Origin of the sequence: Ensifer sp. LC11, from assembly GCF_001695835.1 — a bacterium.
In the GTDB taxonomy this organism is placed as follows: domain Bacteria; phylum Pseudomonadota; class Alphaproteobacteria; order Rhizobiales; family Rhizobiaceae; genus Ensifer.
The window spans coordinates 76,226-91,799 of the sequence record NZ_MBSO01000003.1; the positions used below are offsets into that span (position 1 = coordinate 76,226).

The 15,574-nt window shown below is 61.7% G+C and carries 11 protein-coding genes and 1 pseudogene; 10 read left to right on the forward strand and 2 right to left on the reverse strand.

Annotated elements, in window-relative coordinates; all coding sequences use genetic code 11:
• Positions 1 to 226: 226 nt before the first annotated feature.
• From BBX50_RS02215 to BBX50_RS02225, 3 genes are all read left to right on the forward strand, one after another.
• Positions 227 to 613: a hypothetical protein gene (locus tag BBX50_RS02215; protein ID WP_065773689.1), complete on the forward strand. Its 387-nt coding sequence runs from the start codon at positions 227 to 229 to the stop codon at positions 611 to 613.
• Between the two features lie 131 nt (positions 614 to 744).
• Positions 745 to 1,479: a type II toxin-antitoxin system Phd/YefM family antitoxin gene (locus BBX50_RS02220; protein WP_244513256.1), complete on the forward strand. Its 735-nt coding sequence runs from the start codon at positions 745 to 747 to the stop codon at positions 1,477 to 1,479.
• 129 nt (positions 1,480 to 1,608) lie between these two features.
• Positions 1,609 to 2,511, forward strand: a complete 903-nt coding sequence (locus BBX50_RS02225; protein ID WP_065773690.1) for a LysR family transcriptional regulator — start codon at positions 1,609 to 1,611, stop codon at positions 2,509 to 2,511.
• Positions 2,512 to 2,553: 42 nt separating this feature from the next.
• Here BBX50_RS02225 and BBX50_RS02230 read toward each other — a convergent pair whose 3' ends face one another.
• Together BBX50_RS02230 and BBX50_RS02235 are read right to left on the reverse strand one after the other, a co-directional pair.
• Positions 2,554 to 3,849 (reverse strand): cytochrome P450, encoded by a 1,296-nt coding sequence (locus tag BBX50_RS02230; protein WP_161490898.1) that lies wholly within the window; start codon positions 3,847 to 3,849, stop codon positions 2,554 to 2,556.
• A gap of 37 nt (positions 3,850 to 3,886) precedes the next feature.
• Positions 3,887 to 4,249 carry a hypothetical protein gene (locus tag BBX50_RS02235; protein WP_065773692.1) on the reverse strand — a complete coding sequence of 121 codons (363 nt, stop codon included), beginning with the start codon at positions 4,247 to 4,249 and terminating at the stop codon, positions 3,887 to 3,889.
• Positions 4,250 to 4,349: 100 nt separating this feature from the next.
• Here BBX50_RS02235 and BBX50_RS02240 point away from each other — a divergent pair, with 100 nt between their 5' ends.
• The 7 genes and pseudogenes from BBX50_RS02240 to BBX50_RS02265 all read left to right on the forward strand — a co-directional run bounded on the left by BBX50_RS02240 (position 4,350) and on the right by BBX50_RS02265 (position 15,478).
• On the forward strand, positions 4,350 to 7,691 hold the full coding sequence (locus BBX50_RS02240) for an adenylate/guanylate cyclase domain-containing protein (RefSeq protein WP_065773693.1): 3,342 nt from the start codon (positions 4,350 to 4,352) through the stop codon (positions 7,689 to 7,691).
• A 220-nt stretch (positions 7,692 to 7,911) separates the two neighbouring features.
• Positions 7,912 to 8,856: an ABC transporter permease gene (locus tag BBX50_RS02245; protein ID WP_065773694.1), complete on the forward strand. Its 945-nt coding sequence runs from the start codon at positions 7,912 to 7,914 to the stop codon at positions 8,854 to 8,856.
• Positions 8,853 to 9,217 (forward strand): annotated as a pseudogene (locus BBX50_RS02250) (ABC transporter permease); the annotation flags it as partial. The gene BBX50_RS02245 and the pseudogene BBX50_RS02250, both read left to right, overlap by 4 nt.
• A 3-nt stretch (positions 9,218 to 9,220) precedes the next feature.
• Complete coding sequence (locus BBX50_RS30375) at positions 9,221 to 9,697, forward strand: amidohydrolase (RefSeq protein WP_162493763.1); 477 nt, start codon at positions 9,221 to 9,223, stop codon at positions 9,695 to 9,697.
• Between the two features lie 250 nt (positions 9,698 to 9,947).
• Positions 9,948 to 11,207 (forward strand): plasmid partitioning protein RepA, encoded by a 1,260-nt coding sequence (repA, locus tag BBX50_RS02255; protein ID WP_244513257.1) that lies wholly within the window; start codon positions 9,948 to 9,950, stop codon positions 11,205 to 11,207.
• Between the two features lie 5 nt (positions 11,208 to 11,212).
• Positions 11,213 to 12,283: a plasmid partitioning protein RepB gene (repB, locus tag BBX50_RS02260; RefSeq protein ID WP_065773792.1), complete on the forward strand. Its 1,071-nt coding sequence runs from the start codon at positions 11,213 to 11,215 to the stop codon at positions 12,281 to 12,283.
• 336 nt (positions 12,284 to 12,619) lie between these two features.
• The gene (locus BBX50_RS02265) at positions 12,620 to 15,478 is read left to right on the forward strand and encodes a DNA translocase FtsK (protein ID WP_065773695.1); all 2,859 of its coding nucleotides are present in this window, start codon (positions 12,620 to 12,622) and stop codon (positions 15,476 to 15,478) included.
• Positions 15,479 to 15,574: the final 96 nt, after the last annotated feature.

Sequence of the window (15,574 nt, forward strand, 5' to 3'; positions counted from 1 at the left end):
CGGGACACCACCTTGGCCGAGGCGTGCGGCGTATTGGCACGCAAACATCCTGCCAAAATCGACTGCGGCTCAGGGAACCATCGCCCGACTTGCGCATTGCGTCATCGCCTGCAGTTTAACCAGTCGCGTGGCCGACAGAGTAACGGCCACCCGGCATGAGCACACATACATGCTGACAGAATTGGCCATTCGCGTTTCCCGGCCTTATCCACTGAAGGAGACACAAATGACGAATTTCCTGCCTGCTCTACATGAAGGGCACGCCTCCATCACGCTGCAGAATCTGTTTCGCGATGCTCTGGAGGCCTATGACGACTGGGGGGCGAACATGCCCGAACCGGTCGTTGCGTTCGAAGGCAAGCGCATTGCCATCAGCGAAGTCTTCGACTGGATGAAACCCTGCACCGACATCATGCCGGCGAACCTCATCGGCATCGTGACGGATCGGCTGAACAAGCCTTGGAGCGGTGAGGGGCCGCTCGACGAAATGACCGTGTCGACTGCGGCGCGGGTCATGTCTGTCCTGACCAGGCGCCAGCTTCGCGACTTCGGTCGCGGCTCGATCGACGTCTTTGTCGAACGCTTCAATCATCCGCTGCGCGCGGGTGCTTGACCGTGATTGACCTCTGGGGAGCGCGTTCGCGCGCTCCCCGTCCGGGGTCCGTTGACAGAATCAGTCTGCCAAAAGCACTCCTTAAGCGGCCGCTCGCGTCTTGAGCAGACATGTGCCGTCGAGGGGGAGCGATGCGTTTTTCCGAAATTCAGCCGCGCCATGTGCTCTGCTTCTTGGGGCAACCAGGACGTTTTGTCGAACTTCGCCGCGTGATCCAGTCGGCAATCGACGGATTTGCTCCGGGCTTTGAGGTCGACGAGATGTTCTCGCAGGATGCGCCTGACGATCGTATGCCCGCGTCATTCGATGTGTGTTGGGATCGTGTGCATCCAAAAGCATGGACCGACGAGGACGAAGAGGCTGTGCGCGAGCATGGTTGCGTGATTTATGTTCCTGGTCCTCCGATGACCGCTGAAAACGCGGTGGAGACGTCGGCAAAGGCGCTCCGGCTGGTTGTCCATACCCTCGGCAACGGCGCGGTCGCCGCCAAGGGGGAAAGTGCCGGTGTTGCGCACGGGCTCGCCCGTTGGAAGCAGCTTGGTCGCGAAGCGGACAATCACGCAGAAGGTGTCGCTTCGGCGCGTCTCTGCCGTCTCACCTTCAGCAAGCGGCCGTTGAGCGACGGTGATTTCCTCTTTAGCGTCGGCTTCCATCTGGTCGGGATACCCGAGGTTTTCGTGCCGCGGAGCCTGTCGGACGATGAACGAGCGTTGAGCGCGATCATCGATGAGGTCGCCGACGAGGTCTTCGCCGAAGGCGTGGAGGTGGTCCTGGCCCGTCGCGGTGCCGTATTGCTGCCCATCGACGACTATGAAGAAGACGATTTCAAGTACAATCCGCACGGCGCCATCCGTTTGAAGTCCTAAAATCGTCGGCTGGGCTCTGACCACGGCCTCTTTGCGGGAGGCGCCCGGCGCGCCAATGCCCTGTCACCCCTTCCTTGAAGGAGCGCCTTCCCGTAAACATGGGGAACAGTTCGAGCGGGCGAGGGCGGCGTGAATTTTCGACAATTGGAAGTGCTGCGCACGCTCTTGGCGACCGGATCGACGATCGCCGCTGCAAAGACCATGGGGCTCAGCCAGTCCGGCGTCAGTCGGCTCCTGCAGCAACTCGAGGAAGAACTGTCGCTTACTCTTTTTGCCCGCGACAAGGGCCGGCTGATTGCGACGCCGGAAGCAATGAAGCTTGCCGAGGATGCCGAGCATATCCTCCTGGGTATCGATCGTTTCACCAATCTGGCGCAGGACCTGCGCAGCGGCGCCGTCGGTCCGGAGGTTGTGCGCATCGGCCTGCCGAACAGCATGTCGGAGACCTTTGCGCCGGCGATGCTTGCCGACTATGCCAAGGATTTTCCCGGCGTGCGCGTCGAGACCTTCTTCGACACGACGGTCGCGATCGCTCGCCTTGTGGAACAGCGCATCATCGATTTCGGTTTCCTGCGATACGAGGGGCAACTGAGTGCCGGCATCGAGATGCAGCCGGTGGCAACCGGCGTCAGCGTCTGTGTGATGGCAAAGGGGCATGGCCTGTCGGCGCTTGAGGCCGTCACGCCCAAGGAACTGCGAGGCGTGCCGCTGATCCTGGTCGGCCGGCGCCGGCCAACGCGGGTCATGCTTGACGAGATCTTCCGCAAGGCGGGCGTGCCGCAGAAGGTCAAGATCGAGACCCACAGCAACAGTTCCGCCTGCGCCTATGCCGCCTACGGTCTCGGCGTTGCCATCATCAGCAGTTTCTTCGCCAACCTGCATCGCCACCTGCCGATCGAGATCCGGCCGTTTTCGCCGCACCTCACCCAGGATTTCGGCGTGGCGACTGCGGCCAGCGTTCCGCTGTCGCTTGCGGCCCAGGCGATGATCGGCTGCCTTAAACGACAGGTCGCGGTTCTCCACGAGCTCTAAGCGACGGCTCGCCTCAACCTGGCTGCGTGGGCGCAGCCCCGTTTACACGGGGCGGCCCGCGCGCTCATCCCGAATTGTGAAACCAGCCACCTCCAGTTCGCCCATGGGTGCCGCAACGTTCAGGCTGTAGCGGTGTTTGTCCCATGTTATCGGTTTTACGACCGTCCACTGATAGCGTGTCACGAGGGCCGTGCAGAATGCGTGTGCGAGCAGCAACGCGACGTCCTTTCCCGGACAGGTCCGGTCTGCGGTGTCGGCCGGTCTTTCCTGGATCCCTCTCGGCCAAATGAGCTTTGCTCGCGCTTCGTCGTCTTGGAAACGCTCAGGCTGGAAGGAAGCCGGATCCGGAAACGCTTCCGGGTCGTCGTGCGCAAAAGGAATGACGCCCATGAGGCGTTCGCCTTTGGCGATGTCGAACGAACCGCTCGCGGATTCTAGAACCACATCCTCAATCGCGCGCCCAAATATGAAAAAGACCGGCGGGTGCTGACGCAGAACCTCCATGACGAACTCGTCGACGGCACGCACCCTCGGCGAAAAGAGGGCCCCTGGGGCAGCGTCGCGAAGCTGAAGGTCAAGGTCAGACCGGATGTCGGCTCTGGAACTCAGTTCGCCCACTATCGACTTGAACAGGTTCTGGAGCCCCAGATACGAGTTCATTCCCGTCAGGAACGCGATCTGCTTTGCCACGTATGCGCGGTCGGATATACCAAACGTACGCGCGATCTCCATGATTGCTTCGAAACTGCTCGCTTCTTCGATCGCGCGCACAAACTCCCCATAATACCGGAGCGACCGCGAGTAGCGTGTCCATGGAAAAAAGCGCGCGACGCGCCAAAGATGATTGGTGAAAATGTTGTTGTAGATCAATCTTACCTTCGCGGTATCGAACTTAAGCTCGAGGATCCACCTGAGCACGAAGTCCATTGTGAAGGTTTCGATTTCATCACGCCAAGCGAAGCGGCCGCGGCTTGCCCAGCGTACCTCATATTCGCGCAGGACCTCCTCGAAGACAGCAGGCAGGCTTGTGGCCCGATGTCTCAGGAGAGAAAAGTAGAATGCCTTCGGGTTGTCATGCAGGACGCCGGTCTCGAAGACGCTGGGGGCGACATCACCCACGAGCGGTTTGGGAGGGACGGCCGAGCCAAATCCATAGTCCTGTATGAAAGGTATGGTGTCGAAGAGCGCTGAGATGGCCTTGTGGTCCGTTGCGACGACAGTTTTCGTAAACAACGGCGTGGTGAACACGGTGCTTCCATAACGCTGCAGGCGGCGTTCAAAAAACTTCTGCCATCCGCTCAGGTACATAAAATCGACCATGTCAAACAATTTGCCCAAACCCGGAAGTCCACGTCTTCCGGGAGGCCTGCGATCCCTAGCCATTGCCGGCCTCCGTGATCCTGGGGAAGGAAACCATACCGCGCCGATCGGTGACGTGTCGGTGGGCAAGGGTCTGCAGATTGCTCGTTTCTCGGAGCGTTGCGAGCGCGGGAGCTGAAAAGCGCTCCTCGGAAAACGTGTTGCCCGGAAGCAGGCGAGGCATCAGCGCCTCCGAAAACGCGTCGACGCCGGCTGCCGGTCCCCATCGAGAAAATGGGTAGGATTGCGGTCTCCCGCTTTTGAAGATCCCGTTGCTCAAGAAGCGGTTCAGCAACCGCTGGAGAAGCGGAAAGCCGCTTACGAACTGCCTGAACTTTGGAAACTTGTTCAATCGGTAAGAAATCAGCCCGGCGTGCATTTTTATGCCCCCCTCAGACCACCTCTCAGGTTGCATGACAATTAAACTATATCACGCTAAATTAGACAATTCTGCATTGCGGTGCGGCGGGGAGGCTCCGATGAACGTCGCGGACTGGCTTCGCGCGATTGGCATGGTCAACTACGTCGATGCATTTGAGGCAAACCAAATCGATGTCTCACAGCTTGCAGAGTTGACGGACGCCGACCTTAAGGAGATCGGCATTTCAGCCTTGGGGGATCGGCGCGCGATCCTCAAGGCGGCGGCTTCCGGCGGCTCGATGGCTGGAAGCGCGGATATTCAATCGGATTTCGAATCCTATGCCGCCGCTGAACGTCGACATCTTACCATCCTGTTTCTCGATATCGTCGACTCCACGGCTCTCGCCACCGTCACCGATCCCGAGACGCTCAGTCTCACGATCGCGCAGTTTCATCGCGTCGCCGCGTCCAAAATCCGATGGTTGGAAGGCTATGTCGCACAGTCTTTCGGCGATGGGCTGATGGCTTATTTTGGCTGGCCTCAAGCGCATGAAGATGATGCGCAGAGGGCTGTGGTCGCTGCAGAAGCGGTCCACGAAGCGCTGCGCGAGTTGCGGGACCCTATCGGCAAGAATCTGCGAGCGCGGGCAGGTATCGCCACGGGGTGGGTCGTGCTGGGGAATATAACTGGTGTCTCAAAAAGTGAGGTGGTTGGCGAAACACCGAATCTCGCCGCGCGCCTCCAAAGCGTAGCGTCTCCGGGGCATACCGTTGTGTCTTCTTCGGCTGCGGAACTGCTCGGCGACGATTTCGTCCTTGTTGATCTGGGGCCGCAGACGCTCAAGGGCTTCGCTTCGCCGCCTCGCGCCTACCAAGTCGCCGAAGTTCAGCAGAAGGCGCGCTTTCAGCCCCGTTCTGCCCGACATGTAAGCCCTTTTGTGGGACGCGACGAGGAGTCAGCGCTTCTCTGGTCGGTGTGGCAGATGGCGCGAAGTGGCCAGGGACAGGTCATTGTTCTCGACGGCGAAGCCGGGATCGGAAAAACCAGGACCATCAGGGCGCTAACCGACCGGATTCACGCGGAGCCTCACATTGGGTTGCGCTATCACTGCTCGCCGTACCATCAGAATAGCGCACTGAGGCCAATGATCGCGCAGTTGCAGGAAGCTGCCGGGTTCACCGTGTCGGATGACGACGAGAAAAAGACGCTAAAGCTTCGTTCACTCTTGAAAGTGACGGATTCCAGTAGCGAGGCAGTCGCATTGATTGCGGAACTGCTGGCGCTTCCAATGCCCGGTGACGCGGCGCTGATGCCAATTACGCCTACCGAGAAACGAGACAGGCTGTTTTCAGCCCTGGCGGAACAGTTCACGCGACTGGCGAGACGAATCCCGGTTTTAGCCATCGTCGAGGACGCACACTGGATTGACCCGACGACCGCAGAGTATCTCGACCTGATCGTCAACTCGATCGCTCGCGAATCTGCGTTGCTCATCGTCACCGGCCGGCCCGACTATGTATTTCCGGAAGCGTGGCGGCAGTTGCCGCATGTGCATCATTGCACCATTCGGGGGCTGGACGAACGCGATGCGAGAGAGCTGGCCGATCGGGTCGCCGGCGGAACCTTACCGCCAATGGTCTCAGACGAGATCGTCCTGCGAACAGACGGAGTGCCGCTCTTTGTCGAGGAGCTTGCCAAGACATTGGTGGAGAGCGGTTGCGTTCGGCTTGTCGGAACCAGGTACGAGTCTGTCGGTGCTCTCCCCGAGCGAGAAATCCCAACCAGCCTTCAAGATAGTCTCACCGCTCGATTGGACAGGTTGCCCGAAGCAAAGTCGGTGGCGCAAATCGCCGCAGCGCTCGGACGGGAATTCAGTTCGGATCAGTTGTCTCTGGTGTCGATGCTGCCTCCACGCCTAGTGCGCCGGGCGCTCTACCAGCTTGAGACCGCCGGGTTGGTTTTTGAACGTGGCACGGCCGAGGTTCAACGATACGTTTTCAAGCACTCCCTTATTCAGAAGGCCGCTTATGAAAGCATGCTGCTGGCGGCAAGGCGGCAACTGCACGGCAGAATAGCCGAGGTCGTGATTTCGAAATTTCCGGAGCAGGTCGCTACCGAACCCGAAGTCGTTGCGGCGCACCTTGCGATGTCGGACGAGCCACAGAAATCGGCGCAGTATTGGCTGGCGGCGGGCCGAAACTCGCTACGAAGATCCGCTTACCCCGAGGCGGTCAGTCAGCTGCGCGAGGGCAAGAAGTGGATCTCCTCGAACGAGAATGACCCTGAAACGCTGCGGCTCGAATTTGAGCTTTGTCTGTGCCTCGGCCAAACGTCCTACGTGGCAAGTGGCCCTGCGGCGGCCGACACGATCAGCGCCTATTCCCGCGCGCTGGAATTGATCGACACCGTCGGCGCAAGCCAGCAACGGTTTGACCTGACCTATGGTATTTTCTCCGGCTACCACTTCGCCTCCAAATTCGGCCTTGCGCGGGAGCCGGCGGAAAAGATGATGGAGATGGCGGTCAAAGCCGACGACGCTGGCCACATGTGCCAAGCCCACAGGATGCTCGGATATCTCAGCTTCTTTGATGGCGATCTGGCGGATGCGTTGAGACACTTCGAAGCATTGGACAGCATGTACGACCCGGACAAGCATGCGCAAATGGCCACACGATACGGAGCTGATTGCCTGGTGGCGTCGCGCGCGTTTCGCTCTGTTGCCGTTGGGGCGCAAGGGAAGGTCAAATTCGCGTCCAGTCTTACCGAGAAAAACCTCGCCTACGGCCGGCATCTCAATCATCCGCCCACACTCGGTTGGGCCTACGCTGCCGCATGCTTCTTGAACTACTTCTTGGGTGATGCCGAACGTGCCCTCGATCTCGCGAGCGAAGGCCGGGAATACTGCACTGCGCACGCTGTCCCTGTCTGGGGACTTCACTGCAGAATATTTGAAACCTGGGCTACGGCCGTTTTAAGGGGCGCAGCCCTCGTCAGTGTCGAGGACCTGCGCGAAACCGTTGCAAACGCGCGATCGCGTACATCTCTTGGTCTTCCTCTGTTTCGATCGGTTCTGGCGGAAGTGTGTGCACTCAATGGAGAACCCGAGGCGGCACTAGAAGAAAGTGGCGAAGCTCTGAGCGATCTTACGGCCACCGCCCAACATTTTTTCGCGCCCTCGGTTCATCTCGTTCGCGCGACATGCTTGCGCCAGCTTGGCAAGCGTTACCAGCAGGAATGCGAAGCGCATTTCAGCCTCTCGGCCGAAACTGCCAGCAAGATGGGTGCGCACCTCCTCGAACTTCGGGCGTATGCGGCCTCGGCGGCAGTTGGGTGTGCCGCTTCGGCCGCAGCCGCAAAGATGCGAGAGCTGGGCCGCGAAATGCCTGACAGGAGCGAGCTCGATCGTCTAAAGGCCGCGTGGAGCCTCCTCTTGGAAGCGCAGGCGGAACAGCGGACCTGATCGTTCTTCAAGACCTGGGGATTGGCGCCTTCCCCTCCAGATCCCGGGCCTGTTGACGTTGTTTCACGCCCGCCTGGCGTGTCATGTCCTTGTCATAGATGTATGACGTTTACTCATAATATTGCGCCATTTTTTTCATTCGGTCATAGTTTCCCTAACAAGAGCCGACGGGCGGGAGAATCGCGGTAACGCGTGCGGCCAGCCTCAGTACGGGGAACCCATGATCAAGTTCATTCTCAATCGCCTCGTGATGGCGATACCGACGATCGTTATTGTCTCGGTGGCCGTCTTCACGCTCATCCGCCTCATTCCCGGCGATCCGGCAGCGCTGATGCTCGGCGACATGGCCGAACCGCAGCAGGTCGCCGAAATGCGTAACGTGCTCGGTCTCGATCGCAGCATTCCGGAACAATTCGTCGTCTGGGCCGGCAATATCCTCTCCGGTGATTTCGGCCAGTCGATTGTCACCGGCGAACCGGTACTGCACCTGGTCCTCAGCCGCTTCATGGTCAGCGCCGAAATCGTCGTGATCGCCGTGTTTCTCGCGAGCCTCATTGCGGTGCCGGCCGGCGTGATCGCTGCCTGGCGGCAGAACAGCCTGACCGACCTCGCGCTCGTCGGCACGGCGACCGTGCTTCTGTCGATCCCGACCTTCTGGCTTGGCCTTCTGCTGCTGCTGGCCTTCGGCCTCAAGCTCGGCTGGCTGCCGGTGCTCGGCTACGTGCCGATTACGGAGAACTGGAAGGCCGGCCTTCTCTATCTGGTGCTGCCGGTCATGACCCTCGTCATCCACGAGATGGGCGTGATCATCCGCATGGCGCGTGCCTCCACGCTCGAAGTGCTCAGGCTCGATTACATCACCCATGCCCGTGCCAAGGGGCTTTCGGAAAGTGCGGTTCTCTGGCGTCATGCCTTCAAGAATGCCTTCGGCCCAACATGGACGATGATCGGCCTGATCCTCGGCAACCTGCTCGGCGGCATCGCAGTCATCGAGACAGTGTTCACCATCCCAGGTCTTGGCCGACTGCTGGTCGACGCGATCTTCCAGCGCGACTACCCGGTCATCCAGGGCTGCCTGCTGCTCGTCGCCTTCTCCTATGTCGTCGTCAACCTCGTGGTCGACCTTCTCTATCCTCTCTTCGATCCGCGGGTGGTGGCAGAATGAGAAAGCTCACATTCAACGGCGCCATCGGCGGCGGTCTGATCGCACTGCTGGTCCTCATCGCCATCATCGGCCTCATCTGGACGCCCTATGATCCGATGGCGCTCGGCTTCACCTCACGTCTCGCGGCACCGGGCGCTGCGCATTGGCTCGGCACCGACGAGTTTGGCCGCGATGTCGCCAGCCGGCTGATGGTCGGGGCCCGGGCGAGTGTCTGGATCGGCTTCCTGACCGTCGCCTTCGCGGTCGTCTGCGGCACCTTCATCGGCGTTGTCAGCGGTTATGCCCGCGGCTGGATCGACGGCGTGATCATGGCGATCAACAACGCGCTGCTCGCCTCCATCAGAACATGGTGGCGCTCGGCCCGGTGCCTTTCGACGAAGCGGATATTGCGTTTGCCAAGGAGATCCAGAAGACGCTGACGCCGGAGACGATCTCCAGCAGCATACGGCTCTACCAGATCAAGGGCGATGTTTTTGCCAACAGTCGCGTGGACGGTGCGACCGGCCTTCACCTCGGCCTTCGCGACTTCGAAGGACAGTCGCATTTTCGCGCCGGCTCGACCGATGTCGGCGACGTCAGCTGGATCACCCCAACGGCGCAATGCTGGGCGCCGGCCTGGGCGATCGGCACCGCGCCGCACACCTGGCAGGTGGTCGCGCAAGGCAAGAGCCCGGCGGCCCACAAGGCCTTCGCCCATGCGGCGAAATCGCTTGCGGCTACGGGGCTTGACCTGATCCTAAACCCGGATTTGCTGGCACGGGCGAAGGCCGAATGGCGCGAAAAGACTGACGGTAAGCCCTATCAGTGCCCGATCCCGGATCATATCCGCCCCAAGGTCTGATAGTTTTCAAATCCCTGCTGCCGAACGCCCGCGCCAGTGTCGCGGGCGTTTCGTTTGCGACATTGTGAACGCCGCGCGTGCCCGGTGCACACGTCCGATCGTCCGTCCGACTCTTGACGCGAATCAGAAGCTTCGGCATCTCTGTTACGGAGTTTTTCGAATAAGTGCTGATTGGCCGTATTTGGATTGAATCTCTGTTAGTGCGTCGCCGCTCTGTTGGGCTGTTGATGCATGCAAGGAGTATGGCGGAATGACAATGACGGCAACGCAGGCAAGACAGGACGCGGACCTCCCTCAGGGCCGTCGTCCGGCCGACGAAGCGATCGCAGCCGATGCGCGCGCACTTTCGGAACAGTTGAAAGCCATGCGCGAACGGCTGTTTCCGCCGACAGCGATGAAGACGCTTCGCAGCTTCACGTCAGGCGAAGCGGCCAAGCTCATCGGTGTCTCCGACGGTTATCTGCGCCAGCTGTCGCTTGCCGGCGAAGGGCCGCAGCCGGACACAGGGCTCGGCGGCCGTCGCTCCTATTCGCTGTCGGATATCAACGCGCTTCGCCGCCACCTCGCCGAGCAGGCGCTTGCCAAGGGCAATGCCGTCAAGGCCCGCAGCTACCTGAAGTGGCGCGACCGGGAAGCGGGCGAGCATCTGCAGGTAATCTCGGTTACCAACTTCAAGGGCGGCTCCGGCAAGACCACCTCGTCGGTGCATATCGCGCAATATCTCGCGATGACCGGCCACCGCGTGCTCGCGGTCGATCTCGACCCGCAGGCGTCGCTCTCAGCGCTCTTCGGCTACCAGCCGGAGCTCGACCTCACTGGCAACGATACGCTCTATGGCGCAATCCGCTACGACGCCGAAGCACGGCCGCTGAAGGACATCATCCGTCCGACCTACTTCGACGGTCTCGATCTCGTGCCCGGCAATCTCGAGCTTCAGGAGTTCGAACACACCACGCCGCAGGCACTCAGCGCCCGCCACAACGGCGCCGACGCCGGCCCGCTGTTCTTCGCCCGCGTGCAGGCAGCCCTTGCCAGCGTCGCCGACGACTATGACGTCGTCATCATCGACTGCCCGCCGCAGCTCGGCTACCTGACGCTGTCGGCGCTCTGCGCCTCGACCTCCGTCGTGGTGACCGTGCATCCGCAGATGCTCGACGTCGCTTCGATGAACCAGTTCCTCTACATGACGTCGGACCTGCTCAGCGTCGTGCGCGAGGCAGGGGGCGAACTCAACTTCGATTTCCTGCGTTACCTCGTCACCCGCTTCGAGCCGAACGACGGACCGCAGGCGCAGATCGTCGGCTTCATGCGCTCGCTCTTCGGCGATCGCGTGCTGACCTCGGCGATGGTGAAATCGACGGCGGTCTCCGACGCCGGCCTGACGAAGCAGACGCTCTATGAAGTCGGGCGCGAGAATTTCACCCGCGCCACCTACGACCGCGCGATCGAATCGCTGAACGCCGTCAACGGCGAGATCGAGGCACTCATTCACGCGGCATGGGGGCGTTGATCGACATGGCCGGTAACCGCAAGAACGAACTGCGCGCTCTCTTCTCCGGCAATGTGGCGCCGGCGGCTTCAGTCCCGGAAGGCGCCGATAAGGCGCCGGCAGCAATCAATCACCAGCCTATGAAGCCGGTGGCGGTCAACACCGCTGCAGACGTGCCGCGCGCCGCCTCCGGTGCAATCAAGGCCATGGGCCTTTCGCTCGGCAGCATCACCCGTGAAGCGGAGGAGGCGCGGGCGCTGCGCGAGGCGCTGACACAGGCTGAGCGCGTCGTCGAGCTTGACCCGGACCTGATCGATGCCTCCTTTGTCGGAGACCGCCTGACCGACGGCGAAACCGACGATCCTGAATTCCTGGCGCTCGCCGACAGTATTCGCGACAGCGGCCAGCAGTCGCCGATCCTGGTGCGCCCGCATCCGGAAAAGCAAGGTCGCTACCAGACGGCCTATGGCCACCGGCGCCTCAACGCTGTCCGCAGCCTCGGCATCAAGGTCAAGGCGATCGTCCGGCCGCTCACCGATGACGAGCTGGTGCTGGCCCAGGGCAAGGAAAACGCCGAACGACGCAATCTCTCCTTCATCGAACGGGCAATGTTTGCCTCGGCGCTGGCCGACCGCGGTTTCGACCGCAAGGTGATCGGCGAGGCGCTTGCCGTGCAAAAGAGTGAGCTCTCGCGCCTCCTGCAGGTGGCCGAAGGTGTGCCGCCGGCAATTGCCCGCGCCATCGGCCCGGCGCCGAAGGTCGGCCGCGAGCGCTGGATGGCGTTCGGTGCGCTGCTTGAGGATATGGCCGCCGTGGAACAGGCGCAGGAGGAGTGCCGCACGCGCCGCTTTCTCGAGGCCGAAAGCGATCACCGCTTCCAGGTCGTCTTTGCCCGTCTGTCGCGCAAGCCGAAGACAGAAAGCACCAAGCCGGAGGTGCTTGTCGATGCCGGCGGCCGAGCCTTCGCAAAGGTCAAGCGTGATGGCCGGAACGTGCGCATCGAGTTTGCGGCCGACATTGATCCAGCCTTTATCGACGAGGCGGTCGAACTTCTGGCCAAGCATCATGCGGCCTTTGCTGCCGGCCGCGACGGCTGATCGCGACGGTTTTTCCGGGTCTTGTCGGGCCGGCGTGAGCTTTCACGTCGGCCCGATTCGTTTTCACGGTAAGCGCGCTAGCCGGTCGTCGCCGGCAGCCCGCTCGACGACGGTAACGACCCGTCCTCAAAGAAATATTTTCGGCCGCCTGGGGCCGGTGACAGGACGTCGCGGCGGCCTTGGCGAGCCGGGCCTTGCCGTTGCATTCGGCCCACAGAAAGATGGCAATCGACCTCGAGCCTCGGCTCGAAACGGGGCGTTGGAAGGGACTTGTTAACCTTCATTTCCTATCGCTTAGAAGGCCCCTCGGCGATGTCTCTAGCTCTTCCAGGACCCATGCGTATTCCCAGGACAAACTTCTCACAGGCTGCTTTGCATGATGCAAACCAGGCGGACTACTTCGATGGTCCGCAGGATGATGCGTTGAGCGGTATGCCCACCCATGAGGCGGAAACCGCCGACCCCTATCAGTTGTACGAGGCGCCCGCGGCGCCCCGCAAACCGGCCAACCAGCAGGCAGAAACGATGAACCGTGCGACCCGTCTCTATGGGCAGGGATCAGCCTATGCCCCCGCACAGGTGACGACCACGACCAGCGAACCCTTGCCGACCCTTTCGGAGATTGCCGGACACTATGGCGACTCGACCTGGGAGAGCCATTTCTTCCTGGCGCCGAACGTGCGCTTCACCCGTACACCGGAGCGCGAATTCATGAAGCGGCGCGCGCCGCAGGTGGACGAAAGCGAAGCGGCAATCGAAGTCGAAGAGGCAAGCGTCGCGGTGGCGGCGGAGCCTGCGCCGGTTTCCGTGGAAGCCGCCGAACCCGTCGTGACGGTTCCAGTCGCGCCGGTGCCGATGGAAGCTTCTGCTCTCGCCGTTGACGACGCACCGCAGGCCGAGGTCGCACTGCCGTCCTATAGCCCGTCCGAACTGTTGCGCATGCTGACGAACCAATTGCCGACGTGGACCGCGGCGCAAAACACCATCGAGCCGGCAATGCTCGATCGTGTCGAGGCCGATGACGCTGTCGCACTTGCCCCGGTTGTCACGCCGCCGATCGCCGTTTCCGAACCGGTCCCGGCAGCGCAGTCAGCAGCCGGCACGCCCGCCGATCAGGGTACCCAGCAATCGGTCTTCCTGTCGGACTTTGCCTTCTTCGAATTCGGTCCGGCCGATGATGTCGACGTTGTCGGAAAAGACGCCGCCCGTCCGAAGCCTTTTGTCGAGGCCGCCGCATCGGTGCCGATGACGCCCGTTGTCGCTCCTGCTGTTGTTGCTTCCGTTGCGGTCGCTCCGCCGGAGCCCGTACGCCCGGTTGAAATCCGCCGCATGCCGCCGACGGCGATCACCTCGCTGTTCCGCGTCGTCGACGTCCGCGGCGCAAAGGCAGAGGCTGTCGCGGTTTCGCATGAGCAGGCTTCCGCGGCTGCGGAAGCTCCGGCCGTCCAGCCGGCGCATGCTGCCGTTGGCGATGCGCCTGCAGCCATGGCTGCGGCTGAGCCGGAAATCATCGAGGCGGTGCCGGTCGAGATCGAGCAGCCGGCGCCGGTCGCCTCGAAGGCGGCGATCACCATGCCGGCACAGGTCACCCGCGCACCGAGCGCAATGCCGGCGATCGGTGTGGTTGAGCGCGCCTTTGGCGGGGACGCCTACGAGTTTCCGTCGGAGGAACTCCTGCAGGAAGCGCCTGTCGGTCAGGGCTTCTTCATGACGCAGGAGCAGCTGGAACAAAATGCCGGCCTGCTTGAAAGCGTGCTCGAAGACTTCGGCGTCAAGGGCGAGATCATCCATGTTCGTCCGGGCCCGGTCGTAACCCTCTATGAATTTGAGCCGGCACCCGGTGTGAAGTCGTCCCGCGTCATCAACCTCGCCGACGATATTGCCCGCTCCATGTCGGCGCTTTCTGCCCGCGTCGCCGTCGTTCCCGGTCGCAACGTCATTGGCATCGAACTGCCGAACGCGACCCGCGAGACCGTCTACTTCCGCGAGCTGATCGAATCGATCGATTTCCGCAAGACCGGCTACAAGCTGGCGCTTTGCCTCGGCAAGACGATCGGCGGCGAGCCTGTCATCGCCGAGCTTGCCAAGATGCCGCATCTGCTTGTCGCCGGCACCACCGGCTCGGGCAAGTCGGTGGCGATCAACACGATGATCCTGTCGCTGCTCTACCGGTTGAAGCCGGAAGAGTGCCGGCTGATCATGGTCGATCCGAAGATGCTCGAACTCTCCGTCTACGACGGCATCCCGCACCTGCTGACGCCTGTTGTTACCGACCCGAAGAAGGCGGTGATGGCGCTGAAGTGGGCCGTGCGCGAGATGGAGGACCGCTACCGCAAGATGTCGCGGCTCGGTGTGCGCAATATCGACGGCTACAATCAGCGCGCAGCGGCCGCCCGCGAAAAGGGCGAGCCAGTGATGTGCACCGTCCAGGCCGGCTTCGAGAAGGGCACCGGCGAGCCGCTGTTCGAGCAGCAGGAAATGGATCTGGCGCCGATGCCCTATATCGTCGTCATCGTCGATGAGATGGCCGACCTGATGATGGTCGCCGGCAAGGAGATCGAAGGCGCGATCCAGCGCCTGGCGCAGATGGCGCGTGCTGCCGGTATCCACCTGATCATGGCGACGCAACGCCCCTCGGTCGATGTCATTACCGGCACGATCAAGGCCAACTTCCCGACCCGTATCTCGTTCCAGGTGACCTCGAAGATCGACAGCCGCACGATCCTTGGCGAACAGGGCGCCGAGCAGCTGCTCGGCCAGGGCGACATGCTGCACATGCAGGGTGGTGGCCGCATCGCCCGTGTCCACGGCCCGTTTGTCTCCGATCTGGAGGTCGAACACGTGGTCGCGCACCTGAAGACGCAGGGACGCCCGGAATACCTCGAGACCGTCACGGCGGAAGAAGAGGAAGAGGAGCCGCAGGAAGAGACGCCGGTCTTCGACAAGAGCGCGCTTGCGTCGGAGGACGGCAACGAACTCTACGACCAGGCGGTCAAGGTGGTCCTGCGCGACAAGAAGTGCTCGACCTCCTATATCCAGCGCCGCCTCGGCGTCGGCTACAACCGTGCCGCCTCTCTCGTTGAACGCATGGAAAAGGAAGGTCTTGTCGGTCCCGCCAACCATGTGGGCAAGCGCGAAATCGTCTACGGAAACCGCGACCATATGAGCGCACCCGACAGCGAGGACATGGATTGATATCGGTCGGCCCACGTGTCGCCAGGTCACTGGTGACGCTGCCGCGCCTCATACTGAAGCCGCCGATGACAAGTTGTTGTCGGCGGCTTTTTGTTT

Coding starts and splice junctions, on each gene's coding strand:
- BBX50_RS02215 (WP_065773689.1), top strand. CDS start 227: ATGACGAATTTCCTGCCTGCTCTACATGAAGGGCACGCCTCCATCACG.
- BBX50_RS02220 (WP_244513256.1), top strand. CDS start 745: ATGCGTTTTTCCGAAATTCAGCCGCGCCATGTGCTCTGCTTCTTGGGG.
- BBX50_RS02235 (WP_065773692.1), bottom strand. CDS start 4,249: ATGCACGCCGGGCTGATTTCTTACCGATTGAACAAGTTTCCAAAGTTC.
- BBX50_RS02240 (WP_065773693.1), top strand. CDS start 4,350: ATGAACGTCGCGGACTGGCTTCGCGCGATTGGCATGGTCAACTACGTC.
- BBX50_RS02245 (WP_065773694.1), top strand. CDS start 7,912: ATGATCAAGTTCATTCTCAATCGCCTCGTGATGGCGATACCGACGATC.
- repA (WP_244513257.1), top strand. CDS start 9,948: ATGACAATGACGGCAACGCAGGCAAGACAGGACGCGGACCTCCCTCAG.
- repB (WP_065773792.1), top strand. CDS start 11,213: ATGGCCGGTAACCGCAAGAACGAACTGCGCGCTCTCTTCTCCGGCAAT.
- BBX50_RS02265 (WP_065773695.1), top strand. CDS start 12,620: ATGCGTATTCCCAGGACAAACTTCTCACAGGCTGCTTTGCATGATGCA.